Below are 20514 nucleotides of genomic sequence, written 5' to 3' on the forward strand. Positions count from 1 at the left end.
CCCGGCTTTCCTCTGCGCCCCGGGGGCGCCCCCCCCCCCCTCCGCTCCTGGGTGCTAAAACCCCCCCCCCGGTCGGGGTGGTGTTTGGGGTTGTTTTGTCTATGCACGCCACCCCGCGGGGAAGACGCCATGGCCAACGGAATCCTTTATCTCTCCAACGACGACGTGAAACGAATCCTCGACCTGGGCGCGGCCATCGACATCGTCAAGGCCGCGCTCAAGGACCACAGCGCCGGGCGCGTCGGCTGGTCCGTACCCGAGGACCTGGCGGTGAAGCCCGAGCAGGGATGGCAGTACTGGGTCACGGGCTGCTCGCTGGACGCCGCGGCCGGATTTCGCTTCCGCGCCATCAAGGCGGCGGGCGGGAGCCGCGACCCGTCACGGCCGCCCCAAGGCCCCCGGCGCATCCTCATCCTCAGCGACCGGGAGGGGGGCGAGGTGACCGCCATCATGGACGAGGACTGGTGCCACTCGGTGAGGACCGGCGCCGCCGCCACCGTGGCCTGCCAATCCCTCTCGCGCCAGGGCGCCTCGGTGATGGCCATGCTCGGGGTCGGCGATACCGCCAGCGCCACCGTGCCGGTCATGGCGCGGGCCTTCGACCTTTCCGAGGTGCGGGTGCTGTCCCGCCGGCCCGAGACCCGGGAGGCCTTCGCCCGGGAGGTAGGCGAGGAGTTGGACCTGAACATCGTCCCCTGTGACACCGCGCCCGAGGCGCTGGACGGGGCGGACCTGGTGGTCTCCGCCACCACCACCGCCGAGCCTTTCGTCAAACAGGAATGGATCTCCGAAGGCGCCTTCGTCTACTCCATCGGCAAGCACCAGGAACTCGAAAACGCCGCCTACAAGGGAATGGGCAAGTTCGTGGTGGACAGTTGGGCCCAGTGCAAGAAGAAGTCGGACATCGACCGGATGCTGAAGGAAGGCTTCCTCACGCCCGACGACGTCTACGCCGAGATCCCCGACATCCTGTCGGGCAAGGTCGCCGGCCGGGAGGACGACAGGGAACGGATCTTCATGCGCGCCATCGGCCTGGTCAACCAGGACATCTCGCTGGCCGCGTGGCTGTACCGGAAGGCGGTTGAGGAAGGCGTAGGGACCCGATTGCCCTACTAAGGCCGGCCATGGACATCTTCCTTCTCATGGGCCAGTCCAACATGGCGGGCCGCGGCCTCCTCGAAGACGTGGAACCCATCCGTGACGAACGCATCCGCGTATTCCAGGACGGCACCTGGACCGTCGCCGAAGAGCCCCTGCACCACGACCGGCCCACCGCCGGTATCGGCCTCGCCATGAGCTTCGCCCGCACGGTGCTCGACGCCAACCCCGGCACGGACATCGGCCTCGTACCCCGGGCCGTGGGCTCGACCCCTCTGGAACGCTGGATGCCCGGCGCCGACCTCTACGAAGGTGCCATGGCAGCGGCCGCCGTGGCGGGCCGGGACGGCACCGTCAAGGCCGTCCTCTGGCATCAGGGCGAGCACGACTCCAAGGTTGAGTCCGACGCCTCCAGCTACTCCCGCCGGTTCACCAGCATGGTGAACACCCTGAGGGAACGACTCGACGCACCTTCGCTGCCGGTGATCCTGGGTGAGTTGGGGGGATACCTGTCCGAAAGGCCGGATTTCCCGCACTACCGCATCGTCAACGCGGAGTTGCGAAAGGTTCCGGACGCCCTACCCCACTCCGCTCTTGTGAACGCCGAGGGCCTGAACGACAAGGGCGACAACCTTCACTACAACGCCCGGTCTCTGCGGATCTTCGGTGAGCGGTACGCGAACGCGTACTTGGCGATGCAACACAATCCCTAGCGCTTGGTCGCCATCCCAAGACGGTAACCCGTGCGAACCGTCTTCGGCGTCACAAGCGAATTCCGCGGCTTCGGCCGCGGGAGTCAGTGTCCGGCAAGCTTCTTGTCCCCGGCCAACCGATTCAGGCCGAGCACGAGCAGGAGCCCCAAGACGCACAGGCCGAGCGCCAGCCAGAAAGCAGCGTCGATCTCCGGCAGCACGTTGACCTGCCGCAGGACCGGCGGTTCACCGTGTCCCGGCACGACTTCCTTGAACGGCCAGATCCTTCGCAGCGAGCCGATCATGAAGCCGATGAGCAGGGCGATGGTGATCTGGTGGTGGCGGCGCAGCAGCCAGCTCAGGATCCGGACGAACGGCAGGATGCCGCACACCGCACCCGTGGCCAGCGGGAGAATGGCGAGGAAGTCGTGGTCGCGGACGGCGTCGATGGCAAACTCGTATTGGCCCAGGACCAGGAGGATGAAGGAACCCGAGATGCCGGGGAGGATCATGGCGGTCACGGCGGCGGCGCCGCTCAGGAAGAGCGTCACGGCATCGTGGGGCATGACCATGGGGACGAGACCCACGAGCCACCAGGCGGCCGCCGCGCCCGACAACAGGCACAGGACCCCCGTCACGGACCAACGCAGCCGTGCCGCCACGGTGACGATGCTGGCCAGGACCAGGCCGAGAAAGAAGGCGAACAGCGGCACCGGGTGGTGGTCCAGCAACCAGCCTACCGGGCCGGCCAGGACCAGGACGGCGGCGGCGATTCCGGTCCCGAGCACCACAAGAAAGCGCCAGGGAACGGCGGCCACCGCGTCGCGGAAGCGGAGGCGCACCAGTAGAAGCAGCAGCCGCCAGTTGAAGGACTTGAGGGCGTCCACGAGTTCCTCGTAGACCCCCATGATGAAGGCCATGGTGCCGCCGGAAACGCCGGGGACGACGTCGGCGGCGCCCATGGTCAGGCCGGAGAAGGCAACGTAGAGATAATGTTTCAGCCCGCGGGGCGGGCGCCTGGTCGGGTCCACCCCGGCGTTACATCCCCAAGGCCGCCTGCTTCTCGTTCCACTTGGCCCGCAGCTCTTCCCTTTCCGCTCCTTCCATGTGGTCGATGGCCTGGGCGACGATGTCCACGCCCACGAGGTTCGACCAACCCTTGAGCAGGCGCACGGTCACGGGGCCGGGGGCGTCGTACGGAAAGCCGACGCCGTTGATGCTCTTGATGGGCACGATGGTGGGACTGGTGCTGGTGAGGAACGCCTCTTCGGCGTTCAGGCAATCGTAGGGAGTCAGGTTGGCCTCCTCCACCTGCAGGTCCAGCGGCCCCGCCAACTCGCCGAGCACCGCCCGGGTGATGCCGCCCAGGACGTTCTTGGAGCCGGGGGTGTAGACCTTCCCGTCAATGACCGCGAAGAAGTTGTGGGCGTTGCTCTCGGCGATGTTGCCGTCGAGGTCCAGCATCAGGGGGATGGCCTTGGGGTCCGCCTGCCGGGCCTCGAAGGTCGCGATGATGTGGTTCATCTTGTTGGTGATCTTGGCCTTGGACTCGAGACACTGGGGCGGAATGCGCCGGGTGGCGGGCACGATGATGGTGACGCCCTCGACGTAGTGGCGGCAGAACCCGGTGAAGTCCACGTCCATGCAGTAGATGGCCACGGTGGCGTCGGTGTTGGCGCGGGGGCCCGACGAGGAGCGCGCGCCTCGGCTCACCACCTGCCAGATGGAATAGTCGTCGTCGGGACCCAGGAGGTCCCGGTTGCGCTCCAGCACTTCCAGACACGCCGCCTCCATCTCGTCCTGCGACAAGCCGCAGTCGATGCGGGTGTACTTCAGGGAGCGGTACAGCCGGTCGTTGTGCTCCGTGAGCTTAAAAGGCTTGTGCCGGAAGGTCCGGGTCACGTCATAGACGCCGTCGCCGGCGTGGAAGCCCATGTCGAGAACCGACACCTTGGCCTCGCTCTCGGGCACGAAGCTGCCGTTCAGATAGACGATCTTCTCATGCATCGTGTTGCCTCCATACAGGAATCAAGGGATGGAGGAATTTACTACGAAACGGCGGCGCGGTCCATTTCCGCCCCTCTCCACCCCTGGATTCCCGCTTCCGCGGGAATGACGACTCGGGGCGTCGGTGCCGCATCAACGTTGTCTATTTGACATGAGGGGTTCTCGTGCCACATTGGAGTAAGTGTTACACGACATCACTCACCGTGCTTTGACGAGGAAAGGAAGCACTCATGCTGATCAAGAGGCCCGCGGACATCAAGAGCAGCGAGATCACGGACAAGGAGCTATACCTCAACCGGCGCCAGTTCATTCAAGGCGCGTCGTTGGGCACCGCGGCTTTGGGCACGAGCCTTCTGGCTCCAGGGCTGCTCGGCCCCATGGGCACGGCCTGGGGCGCCACCAAGCTCGATAACGTCGCCAAGGGCAAGTTCTCCACCGACGAGCCACAGACGCCGCTCAAGGACATCACGAGCTACAACAACTTCTACGAGTTCGGCACGGACAAAGGCGATCCGAAACGGCATTCCGGCAGCCTCAAGACACGGCCGTGGACCGTGGAAGTCGAAGGCGAGGTACACAAGCCCAGGACCTTCGACATCGAGGAGCTGTTGAAGTTGCCGCTGGAGGAGCGCGTCTACCGCCTGCGCTGCGTGGAGGCGTGGTCCATGGTGATCCCGTGGATCGGGTTCGAACTGAGCCACCTGATCAAGTTGGTGGAGCCCACCAACAATGCCAAGTACATCCAGTTCGTCACGCTGTACGATCCTGAGCAGATGCCCGGCCAGCGCCGGGGCATCCTCGACTGGCCCTACTCCGAGGGGCTGCGCATGGACGAGGCCATGAATCCGCTGACGATCATGGGGGTGGGACTCTACGGCGAGGTGATGCCCAACCAGAACGGAGCGCCCATCCGCCTGGTGGTGCCGTGGAAATACGGGTTCAAGAGCGGCAAGTCCATCGTCAAGATCCGCTTCGTGGAGGAGGAGCCGCCCACGTCATGGAACATCGCGGCCCCCCACGAGTACGGGTTCTATTCCAACGTGAACCCCACGGTGAACCATCCGCGCTGGAGCCAGGCGAGCGAGCGCCGCATCGGCGACTTCTTCCGGCGCAAGACCCTCATGTTCAACGGCTACGAAGAACAGGTGGCGCACCTGTACAAGGGGATGGACCTGAAGAAGCTCTACTGAGCCGCGATCCGTTCCGTGGACCGGCCAGGCCGGAGGGTCGCGGCCGGGTCCAGGGAAACGGATTTCGCCGCCCGACGCACAATCCATGAAAACATCCACCTGGGTCCGGCCCTTCACCTGGTTCAAGGTTCTCGTCTTCGCGGCGTCGCTGATTCCGGCGGCGCGGCTGGTGGTGGGGCTCTTCACCGGCGGGCTCGGCGCCAACCCGGTAGAGTTCATCACCCACACCACCGGCACCTTCGCGCTGATATTCCTGATGCTCACGCTGTCGGTGACGCCGCTCCGGCGCATCACCGGCTACGCCAGCCTCATCCGGCTGCGGCGCATGCTCGGGCTGTTCGCGTTCTTCTACACGTGCGTGCACCTTTCCACCTTCGTAGTGCTGGACCACTTCTTCGACCCCGCCGCGATCGTGCAAGACGTGTTCAAGCGGCCGTACATCACCGCCGGTTCCGTGGGCTTCCTGCTGATGGTCCCGCTGGCCCTCACCTCCACCGCCGGCTGGATCCGCAGGCTCGGCGGGCGCCGCTGGCAGCAACTCCACCGCCTCGTCTACTTCTCCGCCATCGCCGGGGTGGTCCATTTCCTGTGGCTCGTAAAGGCCGACCTGCGGGAGCCGCTCATATTCGCCGGCGTGCTCGCGGTGCTGCTGGGCTACCGCGTCGCGGTGTGGCGCAACGCGCCGTGGCGGAAGAAACGCGCCAACTGACCGGACAGCACACGAAGCGGCCCTCCGATGCCGTTCGTCCTGAGCGTAGCGAAGCGAAGTCGAAGGGCGCGAATTTCGCGTAATTTGACACGCCCGCGGGCGCCCCGTTATAAACCGTCCTTTGTGCGATTCCAGGGCGCGGCCGGCGTTTCGGCCGCGCCTTCGATTATGGACCGCGATCAGCATCCCGGGACGCACCGGGAACTCGATCCGAACACATTGGGAGCGACGATCAGGCCATGAAACAGACGGTTCGGGTGACCGTCAACGGACGGTTGTACGAAGAGGAAGTGGAGCCGCGCCAGCTTCTCTCCTACTTTCTACGGGAGACCATCGGCCTCACCGGCACGCACATCGGCTGCATCATCGGCGAGTGCGGCGCGTGCACGGTGCAGGTGAACGGGACGCTGGTGAAATCCTGCCTGATGTTCGCGGTGCAGGCCAACGGCAAGGAGATCACCACCATCGAGGGGCTGGCGGAGGGCGACACGCTGCACCCGGTGCAGGAAGCCTTCATCAACAACTACGGCTTCCAGTGCGGTTACTGCACGCCAGGGATGATCATGGCGGCCGACTCTCTGCTCAAGAAGAACCCGTACCCCAGCGAAGAGGAGATCCGCGAGGGTCTGGCGGGCAACCTGTGCATGTGCACCGGATACGTACAGATCGTGGCGGCGGTGAAGGAAGCCGCGGGACAGGTCGACGATGGCTAACGGAAATCCAAATGAATACGTGGGCCTTGCCGCCCGGAGCAAGGAAGGGCCGCGGCTCGTGACCGGACACGGCCGCTACACCGACGACTTCACCGAGCCCGGCATGCTGCAGGCGGTGTTCCTCCGGAGCCCCCATGCCCACGCGCGCATAGTCGGCGTGGACGCAGCGGCCGCCCTTAACCGGCCGGACGTGTTCGCGGTGGTGACGCCCGAGGACATGGAGCGGGACACCAAGCCGTTTCGTCCGGGCCGCTACGCCGCGGGCCTCAAGAAGCCCATCGCCGAGTACGCCGGCGCGGTGGACAAGGTCCGCTACGTGGGCGAGCCCGTGGGCGCGGTGGCGGCTCGGGACCGGAGCACGGCCGAGGACGTCCTCGAATCCATCGCCGTGGACTACGAGATCCTCCCCGCCAACACCGACGTCCACCAGGCCATGGCGGGCGACGACCCCTCCGTCATCTACGAAGAGCTGGGCGCGAACCTGGCCTGGCAGGGCACCCTGGAGTACGGCGATACGGAAAAAGCGTTCCGGGAAGCCGACCGCGTGGTGCGGGAAAACCTCAAGATCCACCGCTACAGCTCGACGCCCCTGGAGCCGCTGGCGTGCATCGCCTCCTTCGACCGCTTCAGCCGCAAGCTCACGGTGCGCACCAACACCCAGGTGCCGGAGAACATCTACGACGCGCTCCGGGACGCGCTCCAGTTGGACGACATCCGCGTCATCATCCCGGACATCGGCGGCGGCTTCGGCCAGAAGATCCACCTGATTCGCAAGTACGTGGTGATCGTGGCGCTGCTGGCCATCAAGTCGGGCCGGCCGGTCAAGTGGATCGAGGACCGCAACGAGCACATGATGGCCGCCGGCCACGCCTGCGAGCAGCACTTCGACGTCGAGGCCGCGGTGAAGAACGACGGCACCGTCACGGGGTTGCGCTTCAAGGAGATCGACGACGTGGGCGGCTCGGTGAGCACCCTCACCATCCACTTCACCAACAAGCTCAACAACCTGAGCAACACCTACAAGGTCCAGAACATCCGCGCGGACGGCTACTCCGTGGTCACCAACCGCTGCCCGGTGATCCCCAACCGGGGCATCGGCAAACCGGGCATGTGCTACATCTGGGAGCGCATCATCGACCGGGTGGCGCAGGACCTGGAGATGGACCCCTCGGAGGTGCGCTTCAGGAACCTGGTGCAGCCCGAGCAGATGCCTTACACGACACCCAACGGCAACGTCTACGACAGCGGGGACTATCCCGGCCTGCTGAAGCGCGCCCTGGAGAAGGTCGACTACCAGGGGCTCAAGGACGAGCAGGCGCGGGAGCGCGAGAAGGGCCGCTATCTCGGCATCGGCGTGGTCATCGGGGTCGAGCCCGGTGGCCGCAACGCCGCCCGGGACATGGCCATCTTTCCCGAGATGAAGGAGACGCCGGGATCCGGGGGCATCAACGGCGCCACCATCAAGCTCGAGAAGAACGGCACCATCGCCCTCTACCTGGGCTCGCCCAACTGCGGACAGGCCCACGAAACCACCACCGCGCAGGTGGCCGCCGGGATCCTCGGCGTGAGCCCCGACGTCATCAGCACCACCACGCCCTTCGACAGCGATATCGCGCCCTGGGGCGTGGCCGCGGCCAACAGCGGCAACAACTTCCACCTCTACGACATCGGCTCCATCATCGGCGCCGCCACGCAGCTCCGGGAGAAGGTGCTCAAGGTGGCCGGACACATCCTGGACGCGGAGCCGTCCGAGCTGGAGATCGCCGACGGGGTGGTGACCGTTCCCGGGTACCCGCGGCGCAAGCTCACCTTCGCCGAGCTGGGCAAGGTGGCCTACAACAACCAGTCGCTGCTGCCCGAGGGCATCGACGCCGGGCTGCAGACCACCTTCTACTACACGTTCCCCCACGCCCAGCCCAACATGGTGCCGGGCAAGGACCGCCGCGTCCGCGCCCAGTTCACCTTCGGTGCCGGCGCTCACGTGGCCGTCGTGGAGGTGGACCCGCGCACAGGCAAGGTCGACGTGCTGCGCTACCTCATCGTCGGGGACAACGGCACCATCATCAACCCCGGCGTGGTGGACGGACAGATCTACGGCTCCGCCGCCCACGGCATCGCCGTGGCCCTGGGCGAGGGCTTCGTCTACGACGACGACGGACAACTCCTCACCATCACGCTGACGGACTACGGCAAGTGCTCCACCGCCGAGACCCCCAACGTCGAGGTGGAGCACGCGCCCTCGCCCTCGGCGTTCACGCCGCTGGGACAGAAGGCCGCCGGCGAAGGGGCCGCCATCCCCTCCCCCGCCGCCATCGCCAGTGCGGTGGAGAACGCCCTGGAGCCCTTCGGCGTCAAGATCCGGCACCTGCCGCTCACCCCCGAGCGGGTATGGCAATTGATTCAGGAGGCCCAGGCATGATCCCCGGCGCGTTCGACTACCACGCACCCGCTTCCCTGGAGGAGGCCCTGTCGCTGCTGTCCGCCAACGTGGACGACGCCAAGGTCCTCGCCGGCGGCCAGAGCCTGCTGCCGCTCATGAAGCTGCGGCTCGCCAAGCCCGGCGTGATCATCGACATCGGCGGCCTGCCGGAGATGAACTTCATCCGCGACGACGGCGACCACATCGCCATCGGCGCCCTGGCCACCTACACCGACCTGGCCGAGTCCGAGCTGATCCTGAACCGCTGCCCACTGCTGGCCCAGGCTGCCGTGGTGGTGGGCGACGTGCAGGTGCGGAACCGCGGCACCGTCGGCGGCGGCTTGGCCCATGCCGACCCCGCCGAGGACCTGCCGGCGGCCATCCTGGCCCTGGATGCCGAGATCAAGGCCGCCGGCCCCGACGGCGAGCGCTGGATCCCCGCCGGCGAGTTCTTCATCACCATGCTCACCACGAGCCTCATGCCCGAGGAGCTGCTCACCGAGATCCGCGTCCCCGTCCGGGACGGCTACAAGTCCGCCTACCAAAAAGCGTCCCGGCAGGCCGCCGGCTTCGCCATCGTCGGCGTGGCCGCATGTCTCAAGGAATCCGCAGACGGCGTGTGCGAAGACATCGCTATCGGCGTCACAGGCGTGGGCGATATAGCCTACCGGGCCGAGAAGGTGGAAGAGGCACTACGCGGCCAGATGCTCGACGACGGCGCCATCGCTGACGCCGCGGCGCTGGTAACGGACGGCGTCGACCCTATTGAGGATGTCAACGCCACCCCGACCTACCGGGCCCATCTGGCGCGGGTGTACGTGGAGAGGACGATCCAGGCGGCACGGGCGGGGTGAATCAACCTACGGTCCGGACGGCGCCGGAGCGACTCAGGATCAAAGAGGCCACGCCGCACGCGATCAGGACGCACCCGAACACCACGGTTATCTTGCTCGTCCCCACGTTGGGGATGAACACGAATACGGTGACCAGCGTGCCGAGCACGTTGCCCATGGTCGAAACGCCGTACACCGCGCCGGTGATGCGGCCGCCGTACTCCAGTTCCTTGAGCAGCAGGCGCACGAAGAACGGTGAGAGGGCCGCGAGAAACGCCACGGGCAGGAACGTCAGGGCTACGGAGGCGACCATGGTGCCCCAGAAGTCATAACCGGCGGAGAGCATGATGGCTTCCATGACACGGTTTGCCAGGAAGGCCACCAGGATCAGGTAGACGCCGACGGTGGAGAGTACGGTGGATACGATCCAGATTTCGCGGGAGCGGTCGGCGACGATGCCGCCCGCGGTGTAGCCGACCATCATGGCGAACAGCACGACGGCGATCAGGCAGGCCCAGGTGGTGATGCCACTGCCGAAATAGGGGTTCAGGTACCGGCTGCCCAGCATCTCGAAGCCCATGAGGGCGAAGCCGGAGAGAAAGATCAGCACGAACAGCCACAGCGAACCGATCACACGTCCCATCACCACTTCCTTTTGAGGAACTCGTCCAGCTTGCGGTTGTGCCGCTCGATGGCGCGCAGCGCTTCCACCGGCGCGAAATCGTCGGTGAGCACGTCGGTGTCCGGGAGGCGCTCGACACTGCGCCTTTGGGCGACCATTTCGCTCAACGGGTATTTGAACCCGAACCTGCCGTCCAGCTTGGCCGCGGTCGCAGCCAACTCGGCCTGTTCGCGCCGGGGTCCGTCATAGGCGATCATGACCACGTTGCCGCCCGCGTCGTAGAGGTCCACGTGGTCGAACACCTTGCCGATGGTGACCAGGGCGGCGTCGAACATCATGGTGTTGGGCTCGACGTTCTGGGCCACGGCTCCGCCGGGCCGGACGCGGGTCTTGACGAGCTTGTAGAACTCCGTCGTAAGCAGGTGAAAGGGCACGAAGGCGCTCCGGTAAGCGTCGATCAGGATGACCGGCCATTGTGTCCGACGCCTCAGTATATACCGGCGGCCGTCCTCGATGGAGACATTGAAATTCGGTTCGAGCCGGACTCCGAAGTAACGCTTGGCCAGCTCGAAGACCTCCGGGTCGAGCTCCACCGAGGTGACCTGAAGGTCGGGCATGGTCTTGTGCAGGTACCATGCGGTCCGACCTCCGCCGAAGCCGATTTCCAGGACGCGGTCCACGTCCCCCGCGTAGGCGAGGACGGCGGTCATGTACCGGGTGTATCGGGAAGGGAGCGCCAACTCGTCGCGCGTGTCGTAAACCGTTTCCGTGTAGAGAGCCCGGTTGTGCCCGAACGTCATGGTGACGATGGGCCCGTCCTTGAAGATGTAGATGTTGTTGTAGACGGACTCGCGCTTGGCGATGAGGACTTGATCCGCCATCGCGGGTTGCGCTTCCGCGAACAGGAACAGCGCCAGCACGGCGCAGAGTGCGCCAAAGAGTCGTCTCATGGGGTAAGGAAGGCGCGGCGCTTGGGAGGGTCTACTACCCGGAAGACGTGGACAACTCCAGGCGGTTGCCGCTGGGGTCGACGACGTAGACGGAGTAGCCCTTGCCGTCGTCGTGGCGTCGGATCTCGCTCACCTTGGCGCCCCTCGCCTCGATCTCCTTGACGAAGTCCTCGGGCTCGCCGCGGGCGTCGATCTCGAAGGTGTGGTGCGGCACGCGTGGGTGGCGGTCCTTGGAGGCATCGAAGACGCCCAGGACGGCGTTGCCGAGATTGAGCCGGACGACGTCGACGCCGGCGACCTTGTGTTTCTTGCGCACGGTCGCGCCCAACACGTCCTGGTAGAAACTCACGGTCTGTTCCAGGTCATCGGCATTGAAATTCCACGAACGAAATTGCGTCAACTTAGACATGGCCAACCTCCACTTGGTTCTCATTCTACGCGCGCAGCTTCGAACAACGGGTCGAGATTTTCAAGCTCGTCGAATCGCCACAGGAGATCCAGCAGTTTCCCCCGCCGGGGCTCGGGCAACACGCCGGTGGTAAGCCCCAGGAACTTCTGTTGTAACTCGTCGTCCGACAGTGGGTTGCGGCTGTGGCCCTTGGGATAGTCCGCGGCCCGGGTCAAGCGGCGTCCGGAACGCAACTCGACCTCCATGCGGGCGCGTTGCTCGGCCGGGTAGCGGCGGGTGGCCTCGGGGTCCTCGCCGACCTCGACCTTGCCCATTAGCGGACGGAGAAGCGCGTCCGCAATACGCTCCGCGACAAAGCTGGCCGGCGTGAGCGCGCCGTCGGCAAGGGCGACGGCCACCACGTAAGGGAGGCTGTGGTCCGCTGTCTCCCGTGTCTTGGGGTCCCATTTCTCGGGCTCGCCGGCCGCGTTGCGCACGGCCACCTTGTAGGTCGCGATGCGGACGCGCTCCAATTCCTCGAGGTCGAACTCGTTCCTCAGGTCCAGGGCCATGGCGGCGCCGGCCTGGGTGTGAATCTGCGCGGGGAAATACTTGATGCTGGTGTCGGTAAGCTTGAAGGGCACGCTGGCGCGGGCGTCGCCGAAGCCGTCGAGTTGGAGCGCGCCGGTCACCTGCTCGAATAGCCCCGAGCGGCCCTCGAAGGGCTCGGGCGGGCCGTCCATCCCGCCTCGGGCGAGCAGCGCGGCGAACACCCCGTTGCGAACGGCCATCGCCGTGGCACAGCCCTTCCACATGGACAACTCGCCCACCCGGGTCTGACCCAGCGGCACCTGGGACACCGCGGTCATGGAGATGGCGTGAGCAAGCCGGTCTTTCGGGAGCCCGAGAACCTTCCCGGCAGCGCAGGCGCTGGCCAGGCCGATGAAGAGCCCTTGGTCCCAGCCCTTCTCGCGGGTGGCGAAGCGTTCGGCGAACTGCCCGTATATCTCGTAGGCCAGCACCAGCGCGGTGATAACCGCGCGGCCCGGCGCGCCCGCCGCCTCGGCCGCGGCCAGCACCGCGGGCAGCATGTCGCTGGGATGGCCGCCGCCCGGCGAAACGAAGCTGTCGTTGCAGTCCAGGTAACGGATCATGGCCGTGTTGGCGAAGGCCGCCGACTCCGGCGAAGTCGTCTGTCCGTTTCCCAGGATTCGCGCCGCGCCGCCGCCCTGCACCACCGGCGCCAGTTCCCGGGCGATGCGGCATGGCGCCGCGTCAAAGGCCCCCAGCGCGCAGCCCACGGAGTCGAGTATCCGGCGACGGGTCTGGTGGACAGTGTCGGGCGGAAGGTCCTCGTACGTCAGGGACGACGCGTAGGCACTCAAAAATTTCGTGGTGGCATCCATGGAATCAGGTGGCGCGCCGCAAGGCGATGAAAAAATCCTTCAGCAGCGAACCGCACTCTTCCGCCAGCACCCCTTCCGTGACGGCAACCTGGTGGTTGAGACGCGGATCGTCGCAGACCTGGTAGAGCGACCTCACCGCGCCGCCCTTGGGATCGCGGCAGCCGAACACCAGCCGGCGCACGCGCGCCTGGACGACGGCGCCGGCGCACATGACACAGGGCTCCAGGGTGACGTACAGGGTGCAGTCGTCGAGCCGCCAGGACGTCCGCTCCCGCGCGGCCTGCCGGATGGCCGTGATCTCCGCATGGCTGATGGGATCCGCGTGAGACTCGCGGCGGTTGTGACCCCGTCCGATCACGGAGCCGTCACAGATCACCACCGCCCCCACCGGCACTTCCGCCTCGAGGCGCGCCGCCTCCGCCTCGGCAAGGGCGAGCGCCATGAACGCTTCGTCCTCCATCCGCCGCCTCGCAGGTTACCGGTTCAGCTCCGCCAGATCATCAAGCACCTGTCGCGCGTGCTCCGCGGGCTTCACCTTCTCGTAGATCCTGGCGATCCTGCCGTCGGGGTCGATGAGGAACGACATCCGGTAGGTGCCCTCGTACTCCCTTCCCATGAACTTCTTCTTGCCCCAGACGTCGTAAAGCCGAACGACTTGCTTCTCTTCGTCCGCCAGCAACGGGTAAGGAAGCTCGTGCTTGGCGGCGAACTTGGCGTGGCTCTTGACCGGGTCGACGCTGATCCCCAACACGGCGGCCTTGGCCGTGTCGAAGGCGCTGATGTGGTCCCGCATACCGCGGGCCTCTGTCGTTCAGCCGGGGGTGGCGTCCTTGGGATAGAAGAACAGCAGCACCCACTTGCCCTTGTAGTCGGAGAGCCCGCGGGGATTGCCTTCCTGGTCAGGCAACCGAAAGTCCGGCGCCGTGTCACCGGGGTTGTGTTTCATGGATGACATGCCTCCCGTCGAATGTTCCCGATGTTTCTACAATGCGCGGGGTCCCCTGCCAAGCCGGCCCTGCCGCACCAGACCCGCCTTGACACCCTGGCCTCCGGGATAGCAGAATCCGCGTGTCCCATTCCGATGGGAACATGCACACGGAGGAACCCCATGGAGATCGTACACAAGCCCCGAAGCTACGGCGAGCGCACCGAGCACTGGCTCGACTTCGAGGAAAGCCCCCGGCGGGTCCGCGTCAGGTTCGGCGGCGAGACCCTGGCAGACACGAAGCGCGCCATGCTGCTGCGGGAGGCGGGCCATGTCCCGGTCTACTACTTCCCGCAAGAAGACGTGCGCATGGATCTATTGACGCCCAACGACCACCACAGCCAATGCTCCGTGAAGGGCGAGGCTTCCTATTGGGACATCACCGCGGGCAGCAAGACGGCCGAGTCCGCGGCCTGGAGCTACCTCGACCCCAAGCCAGGGTCCCGCGACATCGCCGGGTACCTGTCCTTCTACTGGAACCGGATGGACGGCTGGTACGAGGAGGAGGACGAAATCTTCGTCCACGCCCGGGACCCGTACAAGCGGGTGGACGTGCTCCAAAGCTCGCGCCATGTGCAGGTGACCGTGGGCGGCGAGGTGGTGGCCGATTCCACGCGCCCCCGGATCGTCCTGGAGACCGGGCACCTGATCCGCTACTACCTGCCGCGGGAGGACGTGCGCGCGGACCTGCTGGAGCCCAGCGACACCCAATCCCGGTGCCCCTACAAGGGCACGGCCCGCTACTGGTCGGTTCGCGTGGGGGACGAGGTCTTCAAGGACACCGTCTGGAGCTACGAGGACACCATCCCCGAATGCCCCCGGATCAAGGACCTGATGTGCTTCTTCAACGAACGGGTGGACGCCATCCACGTGGACGGCGAACGGCTGGAGATTCCCAGGACCAAGTGGTCGCGAAGCTGAACCGCAGGCCAGTGTGGTGTCTGGCCCCCACGGCCTGAAACGTCCACTAGCTAGGCCGCGGCCGCGGGCAGGACGCCGGCTTCCCGGAGCCTCGGCATCAGTTCGTCGAGGCTCTTGATGAGCAGCTTGGGTTTGGCCGCGGCCAGGGTTTCTTCGTCGTTGTAGGAGTACTCGGTGGCCAGGGCCACGGTGAACACGGAGAGATCGTTGCCGGCCACCTGGGCGAACTCCAGGTTGTTGCCCGCGCGGATGTAGGTCGCGGTCCCCGACAGCAGGATCACTTCGAGGTTTTGGTTGAGCTTGCGGAACAGGTGGTAGATGCCCTGCTCCTTGCGGAAGTAGGTCTCGTCGCGGTCGATGATCTCGTCGAAGTATTCGCTGATGCCCGCCTCCTCCATGACCCGGTGCTTGTAGCGCCGGCCGCTGGTGGTGAGCACCATGTTGCTCAGGCCCGCGTCCCGGGTCTGCTTCAACGACTCCTCGACACCCGGCATGAAGTCCGGCGGGTTCACGTCGAAGCCGTGGCGCCGGGCGATCTCCAGGGCGTGGCCGCGGATCTCGCGCCGTACCCCCTCGTTGTAGATGATGTTCGGGTCGCGCGCGTAGTCATCCGCGAACAGGATCGGCGCGAGGAAGAAGTCGAACGGCCCATCGGCCACCTTGCGCAGCTCCTCGAAGGACAGTTTCGGCTTGTGGTAGCGCGGGAGGATCTCGTTGGCGATGATGTGAACCCGGTGGATGTCCGTCTCGATGGTGTCGGACATGGTCCGGAACAGGCATCGCTTGACCGGCGTCGGCGTATCACTCATGGGAACCCCCTGTGCCGGTATCCTGCCTCGTTGATGGCCCGATGACGGGACAAGACACCGTGGCGCTCTGCCACCCATCGCTGCTGGAAAACTGCCTCAGCTTTAGCTAATCTGCCGGAAACCTGTCAACCGGGAGACATGATGCTGAACCTGACTCTGGCGTGCGGCCACTATGACCGGACCGAGGCGTTGCGGGACGGGCGGGTGCGGCCGGACGGCATCCGGCTCAACTGCCTCACCCTCAAGGTGGAAGAAACCTTCTGGCGCATGATGCAGCACCGGGAGTTCGACGTGGCCGAGACTTCTCTCGGAGGCTACGTGGTGCGCCGCGGGCGCGGGCTCGACGACTTGGTGGCCATTCCCGCGTTCCCGTCGCGGTTCTTTCGCCACTCCTGCATCTTCGTGCACGGCGGCTCCGGCATCGACGCGCCCGGGGACCTCAAAGGCAAGCGTATCGGCGTGCCCGAATACCAGATGACCGCGGCGGTGTGGGCCCGGGGCGCGCTCGCGGACGACTACGGCGTGCGCCCGGAGGACGTGGAGTGGGTCCAGGGCGGGCTCGAAGACCCGGGCCGCCTTCCCTTCGAACCCGTGGAGCCCGCGGGCATCAGGCTGAGCTTCGCGCCCTCGGACCGCTCCCTCGCGCAAATGCTCGCCGACGGCGACATCCAGGCCTTGATCACGGCCCGCACCCCGTCCACCTTCGATCCCGCCGACGGCAAGGTCCGGCGCCTGTTCCAGGAACCGTGGAAGGTGGAGCGGGACTACTTCAACCGCACCGGAATCTTCCCCATCATGCACACCGTGTCCATCCGGAGCGAGATCCTCGACGAACATCCCTGGGTCGCCGCCACCCTCATGAAGGCATTCTCCGAGGCCAAGGACCTGGCCGTGGAAGACCTGACCCAGACCAGCGCCCTGCCGCTGACGCTGCCGTTCCTGACCGAGCACGCCTACCAGACGGTCGCGACCATGGGCGAGGACTTCTGGCCCTACGGACTGGAGTCCAACCGCAAAACCCTCGAAACATTCGTGCGTTACATGCACGAGCAGGGGATGATCGAGCGCCCCATGCCCATCGAGGAGCTGTTCGCGCCGAGCACCCACCGGACCTTCCGGATCTGAACCGGGCACGCCCAAGCCATTCTCGGGCTTCCCGGCTCGGAGTCCACTCGTCCGTAAGGATCGGAAAACTCGGCAAAATCCCTGACTACTCTTTGTGCAAGTTGTTGAAACCGCCTTCTCACAAGGCCGGGGACTCATCCATATACGCGTCTGTGAACAGGTTATCCACAGACGGGGTGGATGGTGTCAAGAAATCGCCGGTGCGCCCGCGTTCCGGAATGTACGGACCGGACCGGGAACTCCCCAAGGAGATACGCATCAGACGTAATGCTGGATTTCCTGGAGGGAGGGAGGGAAAAACAACTCCTCTATGGCGGGCTTGCTCTTGATCATGCCCTGCTCGAACTCGTACCGCACCGCGGCTTCCAGGGCGGGCCGGTTGTCTTCGAGGCTGTAGGGCCAGGGGTCGGGACCGAAGATCTCATGCTGCTGCTGAATCTCTTCCTTGGCCCATACCAGCGCCAGGCTCCGGGGGTCGCGCATGCGCTCGTAGCAGACCTGCTTGGCACGCTGCAAGGCCTGAAGCACGCTCACCGCCACCCAAGGGGTGCGCTCCAGGATCTCGTCCTTGACCACCACCGTGTGCATGATCGGAAAGATGCCGCTCTTGCGGTAGTAGTCGACTTCGGCCTGCCTGGGGTCCGGGAAGAGCAGCGCCACCTTGTCCGAGCCCGCCCGGATGGACGGCAGCACCTCGGGGTAGAGCGCCCCTTCCAGCTCGCCGGAGCAGAGCATCTCGTCGATGTCGCGGCCTTCCGGCACCCGGCGGATCTTCATCCACGACGCGGGCTCCAGGGGAACGTCTTCTTCCTCCTGGCACCACCACTCCACGGTGCGGAGGTCGAGGCCGTAGTAGTCCTGCAGGATGCCGCGCATCCACAGACCGGCGGAGTTCTGCAGCGTATCCAGGGCCACCCGTCTGCCGTTCAGGTCCGCGGGCTTCTCGATGCCGCACCCGGTGCGCTTGACCATGTAGCTGTGGCGGAAGCGCCGGTGCGGGAACGCGGGAATGGCGGTGAAGTCGCGCCCCTGGTCGTGGGCCACGAGGTAACCCACCAGCGAAAGCTCGCACGCGTCGAACTCCTCGTGGCGCAGCATGCGCCCGTGGCGTTCGGGCGACGGCATGGTCATCACGTTAAGGTCGATGCCCGCGGGCTCCACCACCTTTTCCCACAGCGGGCGCAGGAGATCATAGCTGCCGCAAGCGAAGTTCAGCTTCAACCGGGACATTCACCGCTCCTTCACCTCAGGTGTCCTTGACGTGCTTCCGGTACTCCTCGGGCGTGTCGATGTCCACGAGGATCCCGGCCTCTTCGGTGTCCAATTCCAGGGTCTCGTCCGGGTGACCGCGCACCACCGGCTTGGCGCCGGTGTCGAGCGAGGCCGCCAGGAACTCGGGGAACAGCTTGCCGGAGAAGAGTACCGGATGGCCGCGCCGGCCGTTGAAGCGCGGCACCACGATGAGCTTCTCCTCCGCGCGGAAGCGTTCGATCATGCGGTCCACCAGCCGGCTCTCGATGAACGGGTGGTCCACCAAGTGCACCAGGATCGCTTCCACCGGCTCGCCGTCCAATGCCCGGATGGCGGTGTGCAGCGAGGAGAGCTGCCCGCGCGCGTAGTCGGGATTGACCACGGTGTCCACGCCGAGATAGGCGATGGCTTCGCGCATGGCCTCGGCGTTGTGGCCCAGCACCACCAGGGTGCGGTCCACCTCGGTGCGCTCCAGCGCGCGCACGATGCGCTCGATGAACGGCACCCCGTCCAGCGGCAGGAGCGCCTTGGGCCTTCCCATGCGGCTGGAGGCCCCGGCGGACAGCACGACGGCGACGATCACAACCCCTCAAGTTTCCTCATGGTCTCGGCATAGTCCGCGATGGCCTTGTCGAGAGTGTATTCGGCATCGAAACCGAGCTGCTCCGACGCGCGCGACAGGTCCGTCAAGGCCCGGTTCGCCGGATAGGACATGGGATCGCTGCCCTTTTGCAGCGTGACCCGGGACTCGGGAAACTGCTTCTTCACCTCAGCGAGGATCTCGTCCCCGGTGACCATGCCGCTGCAGCCGATGTGGAAGAGCCGGTCCTTGTGCTCAGGCTTCAACGCGGCCAGAACGGTCGCCCTGGCGGCGTCCTTGCCGTAGAGGATCTCCGTGGGTCCGTAGGGCCAGTTGATGACGGTGTCCTCGCGCTTCAGCGCGGCACGGACCATGTCCTGAATCGCCTGCTCGCGGGTGGCCTTCATGGTGGTGGGCGACGGTCCGTAAAGCCCTCCCACGTAACGGATGCACACGAACTCGAAGCCGTACATCCTGGCGTAGGCGTTGCCGAGAAACTCGCAGCCGCCCTTGGTGGCGGCATAGACCGACGGCGGGTTGATGGGAATGGTCTCGTCGACGGTCGGGAGCCCTTCCCCCATCGAGCCCAGGTAGACGGTCCCGGAGCTGGGGAAGGTGATCCGCGGCACGCCCTCCAGACGCACCGCCTCAAGCACGTTGACGGTGCCCATGAGGTTCAGGCGCACGCCGGTGTAGGGGCGCCGCTGCACCTCCTCACCGAGAAAAGCCGCCAGGTGGATGACCTGGCCGACGTCGTAGTCACGGATCGCGCTGACGAGTTGAGGCAGGTCCAGGATGTCGCCGCGCACCGTCTCCACAGACGCGGGATCGACGCCCACGGCCCTGAGGAGCCGCTCGTTCACCGCCACGTCGAAGATCACCGGGCGCTCGCCCCGTTCCTGCAGCATCCCCACCACGTACGCGCCCACAAGACCGGTGCCCCCGGTCACCAGAATACTTTTCTGTGCCATTCACTCCCTCACTAAGCTACGGAAACATGTACTCCACCGGCGGCGATTCGAAGTCCGTCTCCACTTCCGTGGTTCCGGGTACCTCCTTGGCCACCGCGACGATCTCTTCCTGCAAGGCGGGCTGGGTCAATATGCCGGAGACGTGGACCACGCCCTCGCTCGCGCGCACGCGCACGTTCAGGTTGCGGGTCTTGGGGGACACGATCAGCGCCGCCTGGACCCGCGACGTCAGGGACAGGTCGGCGAAGGCCTGGCCGGACTCCTCTGTCTGCTGGTATTCGGGGCGGCCGGCCGCGTCCTCGATCAACCGCGCCAGGGTGTCCACCGTCATCTGTCCGGCGTTGAGCACCAGGTCGTAGCGCGACGCGTCGCGCCAGTCGGCGCCGAAGACCGCTTCCATGCGCCGGGAACGCGCCTTGTTGACGCTCTCCACGTAACGCCGGCCGCCCGCCTCGTCGAGCCCTTCCCGCTCTCGCACCTTCTCCACCTGGTATTCCAGCGGCGCGGTCAGGAGCACCTTGAGCACGTGGCTGATGCCGGGCAGCAGTTCCTGTCCCATGTGGCCGTGGTAGACGATCTGGCCGTCACGCGCCATCTCGCACATGGCCGCCTGAAGGGTGATGCGATACAGCCGAAGGCTCTCGCGCCAACGCTCCCACCAGTGCGGCCCCGACTCCAGCACCTCTTCGTACTTGGCCTCGGGAATGCCGTACCGGTTGCTGGCCTCCATCAACACCTCCCGGTCCACGCACGGGCAGCCCAAATCCTGCGCCACCCGCTCGGCAACCTCCGGACCCGCCCCAAACGCGCCACGAATGATCGTGATAATCGGCATGGGCTTCCCT

General features: G+C 65.9%; 22 protein-coding genes. 9 read left to right on the forward strand and 13 right to left on the reverse strand.

What is annotated here, in order from left to right; all coding sequences use genetic code 11:
* Positions 1 to 129: 129 nt before the first annotated feature.
* On the forward strand, positions 130 to 1116 hold the full coding sequence (locus tag OXU42_09235; protein ID MDE0029566.1) for an ornithine cyclodeaminase family protein: 987 nt from the start codon (positions 130 to 132) through the stop codon (positions 1114 to 1116).
* A gap of 8 nt (positions 1117 to 1124) precedes the next feature.
* On the forward strand, positions 1125 to 1811 hold the full coding sequence (locus OXU42_09240) for a sialate O-acetylesterase (GenBank protein ID MDE0029567.1): 687 nt from the start codon (positions 1125 to 1127) through the stop codon (positions 1809 to 1811).
* An 83-nt stretch (positions 1812 to 1894) separates the two neighbouring features.
* Here the strand turns inward: OXU42_09240 and OXU42_09245 are convergent, their stop codons facing one another.
* Both OXU42_09245 and OXU42_09250 read right to left on the reverse strand, forming a co-directional pair.
* Positions 1895 to 2821 (reverse strand): DUF368 domain-containing protein, encoded by a 927-nt coding sequence (locus OXU42_09245; protein ID MDE0029568.1) that lies wholly within the window; start codon positions 2819 to 2821, stop codon positions 1895 to 1897.
* A gap of 7 nt (positions 2822 to 2828) precedes the next feature.
* Positions 2829 to 3797, reverse strand: coding sequence for an aminotransferase class IV (locus OXU42_09250; protein ID MDE0029569.1), 969 nt, complete (start codon positions 3795 to 3797; stop codon positions 2829 to 2831).
* A gap of 230 nt (positions 3798 to 4027) precedes the next feature.
* On the opposite strand from OXU42_09250, the gene msrP reads away from it, so the two are divergent.
* From msrP to OXU42_09275, 5 genes are all read left to right on the forward strand, one after another.
* Complete coding sequence (gene msrP, locus OXU42_09255) at positions 4028 to 4987, forward strand: protein-methionine-sulfoxide reductase catalytic subunit MsrP (GenBank protein ID MDE0029570.1); 960 nt, start codon at positions 4028 to 4030, stop codon at positions 4985 to 4987.
* An 85-nt stretch (positions 4988 to 5072) separates the two neighbouring features.
* Complete coding sequence (locus OXU42_09260; protein MDE0029571.1) at positions 5073 to 5696, forward strand: sulfoxide reductase heme-binding subunit YedZ; 624 nt, start codon at positions 5073 to 5075, stop codon at positions 5694 to 5696.
* Between the two features lie 239 nt (positions 5697 to 5935).
* Positions 5936 to 6409, forward strand: a complete 474-nt coding sequence (locus OXU42_09265; protein ID MDE0029572.1) for a (2Fe-2S)-binding protein — start codon at positions 5936 to 5938, stop codon at positions 6407 to 6409.
* Entirely contained in the window at positions 6402 to 8828 is a 2427-nt protein-coding gene (locus OXU42_09270; protein MDE0029573.1) for a xanthine dehydrogenase family protein molybdopterin-binding subunit, read from the forward strand. The genes OXU42_09265 and OXU42_09270 overlap by 8 nt, the downstream gene beginning before the upstream one ends.
* Complete coding sequence (locus tag OXU42_09275; GenBank protein ID MDE0029574.1) at positions 8825 to 9682, forward strand: xanthine dehydrogenase family protein subunit M; 858 nt, start codon at positions 8825 to 8827, stop codon at positions 9680 to 9682. The genes OXU42_09270 and OXU42_09275 overlap by 4 nt, the downstream gene beginning before the upstream one ends.
* A 1-nt stretch (position 9683) precedes the next feature.
* Here OXU42_09275 and OXU42_09280 read toward each other — a convergent pair whose 3' ends face one another.
* The 6 genes from OXU42_09280 to bcp all read right to left on the reverse strand — a co-directional run bounded on the left by OXU42_09280 (position 9684) and on the right by bcp (position 13982).
* Complete coding sequence (locus tag OXU42_09280) at positions 9684 to 10304, reverse strand: fused MFS/spermidine synthase (protein ID MDE0029575.1); 621 nt, start codon at positions 10302 to 10304, stop codon at positions 9684 to 9686.
* Positions 10304 to 11164 carry a fused MFS/spermidine synthase gene (locus tag OXU42_09285; protein MDE0029576.1) on the reverse strand — a complete coding sequence of 287 codons (861 nt, stop codon included), beginning with the start codon at positions 11162 to 11164 and terminating at the stop codon, positions 10304 to 10306. The genes OXU42_09280 and OXU42_09285 overlap by 1 nt, the downstream gene beginning before the upstream one ends.
* 103 nt (positions 11165 to 11267) lie before the next feature.
* Positions 11268 to 11642, reverse strand: coding sequence for a VOC family protein (locus OXU42_09290; protein ID MDE0029577.1), 375 nt, complete (start codon positions 11640 to 11642; stop codon positions 11268 to 11270).
* A gap of 20 nt (positions 11643 to 11662) precedes the next feature.
* On the reverse strand, positions 11663 to 13006 hold the full coding sequence (locus tag OXU42_09295) for an MmgE/PrpD family protein (protein MDE0029578.1): 1344 nt from the start codon (positions 13004 to 13006) through the stop codon (positions 11663 to 11665).
* Positions 13007 to 13031: 25 nt separating this feature from the next.
* Positions 13032 to 13487: a tRNA adenosine(34) deaminase TadA gene (gene tadA, locus OXU42_09300; protein ID MDE0029579.1), complete on the reverse strand. Its 456-nt coding sequence runs from the start codon at positions 13485 to 13487 to the stop codon at positions 13032 to 13034.
* A 15-nt stretch (positions 13488 to 13502) separates the two neighbouring features.
* On the reverse strand, positions 13503 to 13982 hold the full coding sequence (bcp, locus tag OXU42_09305; GenBank protein ID MDE0029580.1) for a thioredoxin-dependent thiol peroxidase: 480 nt from the start codon (positions 13980 to 13982) through the stop codon (positions 13503 to 13505).
* Between the two features lie 153 nt (positions 13983 to 14135).
* On the opposite strand from bcp, the gene OXU42_09310 reads away from it, so the two are divergent.
* Positions 14136 to 14933, forward strand: a complete 798-nt coding sequence (locus tag OXU42_09310) for a DUF427 domain-containing protein (protein ID MDE0029581.1) — start codon at positions 14136 to 14138, stop codon at positions 14931 to 14933.
* A 50-nt stretch (positions 14934 to 14983) separates the two neighbouring features.
* Here OXU42_09310 and OXU42_09315 read toward each other — a convergent pair whose 3' ends face one another.
* Positions 14984 to 15742, reverse strand: a complete 759-nt coding sequence (locus OXU42_09315) for a hypothetical protein (protein MDE0029582.1) — start codon at positions 15740 to 15742, stop codon at positions 14984 to 14986.
* A 138-nt stretch (positions 15743 to 15880) separates the two neighbouring features.
* On the opposite strand from OXU42_09315, the gene OXU42_09320 reads away from it, so the two are divergent.
* Entirely contained in the window at positions 15881 to 16867 is a 987-nt protein-coding gene (locus OXU42_09320) for an ABC transporter substrate-binding protein (protein MDE0029583.1), read from the forward strand.
* A gap of 258 nt (positions 16868 to 17125) precedes the next feature.
* On the opposite strand, the gene OXU42_09325 is transcribed toward OXU42_09320, so the two are convergent.
* The 4 genes from OXU42_09325 to OXU42_09340 are packed head-to-tail and all read right to left on the reverse strand — an operon-like array spanning position 17126 to position 20504.
* Complete coding sequence (locus OXU42_09325; protein MDE0029584.1) at positions 17126 to 18097, reverse strand: ABC transporter substrate-binding protein; 972 nt, start codon at positions 18095 to 18097, stop codon at positions 17126 to 17128.
* Between the two features lie 16 nt (positions 18098 to 18113).
* Positions 18114 to 18701, reverse strand: coding sequence for a nucleotidyltransferase family protein (locus OXU42_09330; GenBank protein MDE0029585.1), 588 nt, complete (start codon positions 18699 to 18701; stop codon positions 18114 to 18116).
* Positions 18698 to 19669: an NAD(P)-dependent oxidoreductase gene (locus tag OXU42_09335; GenBank protein MDE0029586.1), complete on the reverse strand. Its 972-nt coding sequence runs from the start codon at positions 19667 to 19669 to the stop codon at positions 18698 to 18700. Before OXU42_09335 ends, OXU42_09330 begins: the two co-directional genes overlap by 4 nt.
* Positions 19670 to 19685: 16 nt before the next feature.
* Entirely contained in the window at positions 19686 to 20504 is an 819-nt protein-coding gene (locus tag OXU42_09340) for a cytidylate kinase family protein (GenBank protein ID MDE0029587.1), read from the reverse strand.
* Between the last annotated feature and the right edge of the window lie 10 nt (positions 20505 to 20514).

The organism is Deltaproteobacteria bacterium (assembly GCA_028818775.1).
Classification (GTDB): Bacteria; Desulfobacterota; Binatia; order UBA9968; family JAJDTQ01; genus JAJDTQ01.

Bases quoted from the DNA above. Each gene is read 5' to 3' on its own strand.
- OXU42_09270 (MDE0029573.1), top strand. From the start codon at position 6,402: ATGGCTAACGGAAATCCAAATGAATACGTGGGCCTTGCCGCCCGGAGC.
- OXU42_09290 (MDE0029577.1), bottom strand. From the start codon at position 11,642: ATGTCTAAGTTGACGCAATTTCGTTCGTGGAATTTCAATGCCGATGAC.
- OXU42_09280 (MDE0029575.1), bottom strand. From the start codon at position 10,304: ATGGGACGTGTGATCGGTTCGCTGTGGCTGTTCGTGCTGATCTTTCTC.
- OXU42_09240 (MDE0029567.1), top strand. From the start codon at position 1,125: ATGGACATCTTCCTTCTCATGGGCCAGTCCAACATGGCGGGCCGCGGC.
- OXU42_09335 (MDE0029586.1), bottom strand. From the start codon at position 19,669: ATGGCACAGAAAAGTATTCTGGTGACCGGGGGCACCGGTCTTGTGGGC.
- OXU42_09325 (MDE0029584.1), bottom strand. From the start codon at position 18,097: ATGTCCCGGTTGAAGCTGAACTTCGCTTGCGGCAGCTATGATCTCCTG.
- OXU42_09265 (MDE0029572.1), top strand. From the start codon at position 5,936: ATGAAACAGACGGTTCGGGTGACCGTCAACGGACGGTTGTACGAAGAG.
- OXU42_09320 (MDE0029583.1), top strand. From the start codon at position 15,881: ATGATGCTGAACCTGACTCTGGCGTGCGGCCACTATGACCGGACCGAG.
- OXU42_09315 (MDE0029582.1), bottom strand. From the start codon at position 15,742: ATGAGTGATACGCCGACGCCGGTCAAGCGATGCCTGTTCCGGACCATG.
- OXU42_09260 (MDE0029571.1), top strand. From the start codon at position 5,073: ATGAAAACATCCACCTGGGTCCGGCCCTTCACCTGGTTCAAGGTTCTC.
- OXU42_09310 (MDE0029581.1), top strand. From the start codon at position 14,136: ATGGAGATCGTACACAAGCCCCGAAGCTACGGCGAGCGCACCGAGCAC.
- OXU42_09250 (MDE0029569.1), bottom strand. From the start codon at position 3,797: ATGCATGAGAAGATCGTCTATCTGAACGGCAGCTTCGTGCCCGAGAGC.
- OXU42_09275 (MDE0029574.1), top strand. From the start codon at position 8,825: ATGATCCCCGGCGCGTTCGACTACCACGCACCCGCTTCCCTGGAGGAG.
- OXU42_09235 (MDE0029566.1), top strand. From the start codon at position 130: ATGGCCAACGGAATCCTTTATCTCTCCAACGACGACGTGAAACGAATC.
- OXU42_09340 (MDE0029587.1), bottom strand. From the start codon at position 20,504: ATGCCGATTATCACGATCATTCGTGGCGCGTTTGGGGCGGGTCCGGAG.
- tadA (MDE0029579.1), bottom strand. From the start codon at position 13,487: ATGGAGGACGAAGCGTTCATGGCGCTCGCCCTTGCCGAGGCGGAGGCG.
- OXU42_09285 (MDE0029576.1), bottom strand. From the start codon at position 11,164: ATGGCGGATCAAGTCCTCATCGCCAAGCGCGAGTCCGTCTACAACAAC.
- msrP (MDE0029570.1), top strand. From the start codon at position 4,028: ATGCTGATCAAGAGGCCCGCGGACATCAAGAGCAGCGAGATCACGGAC.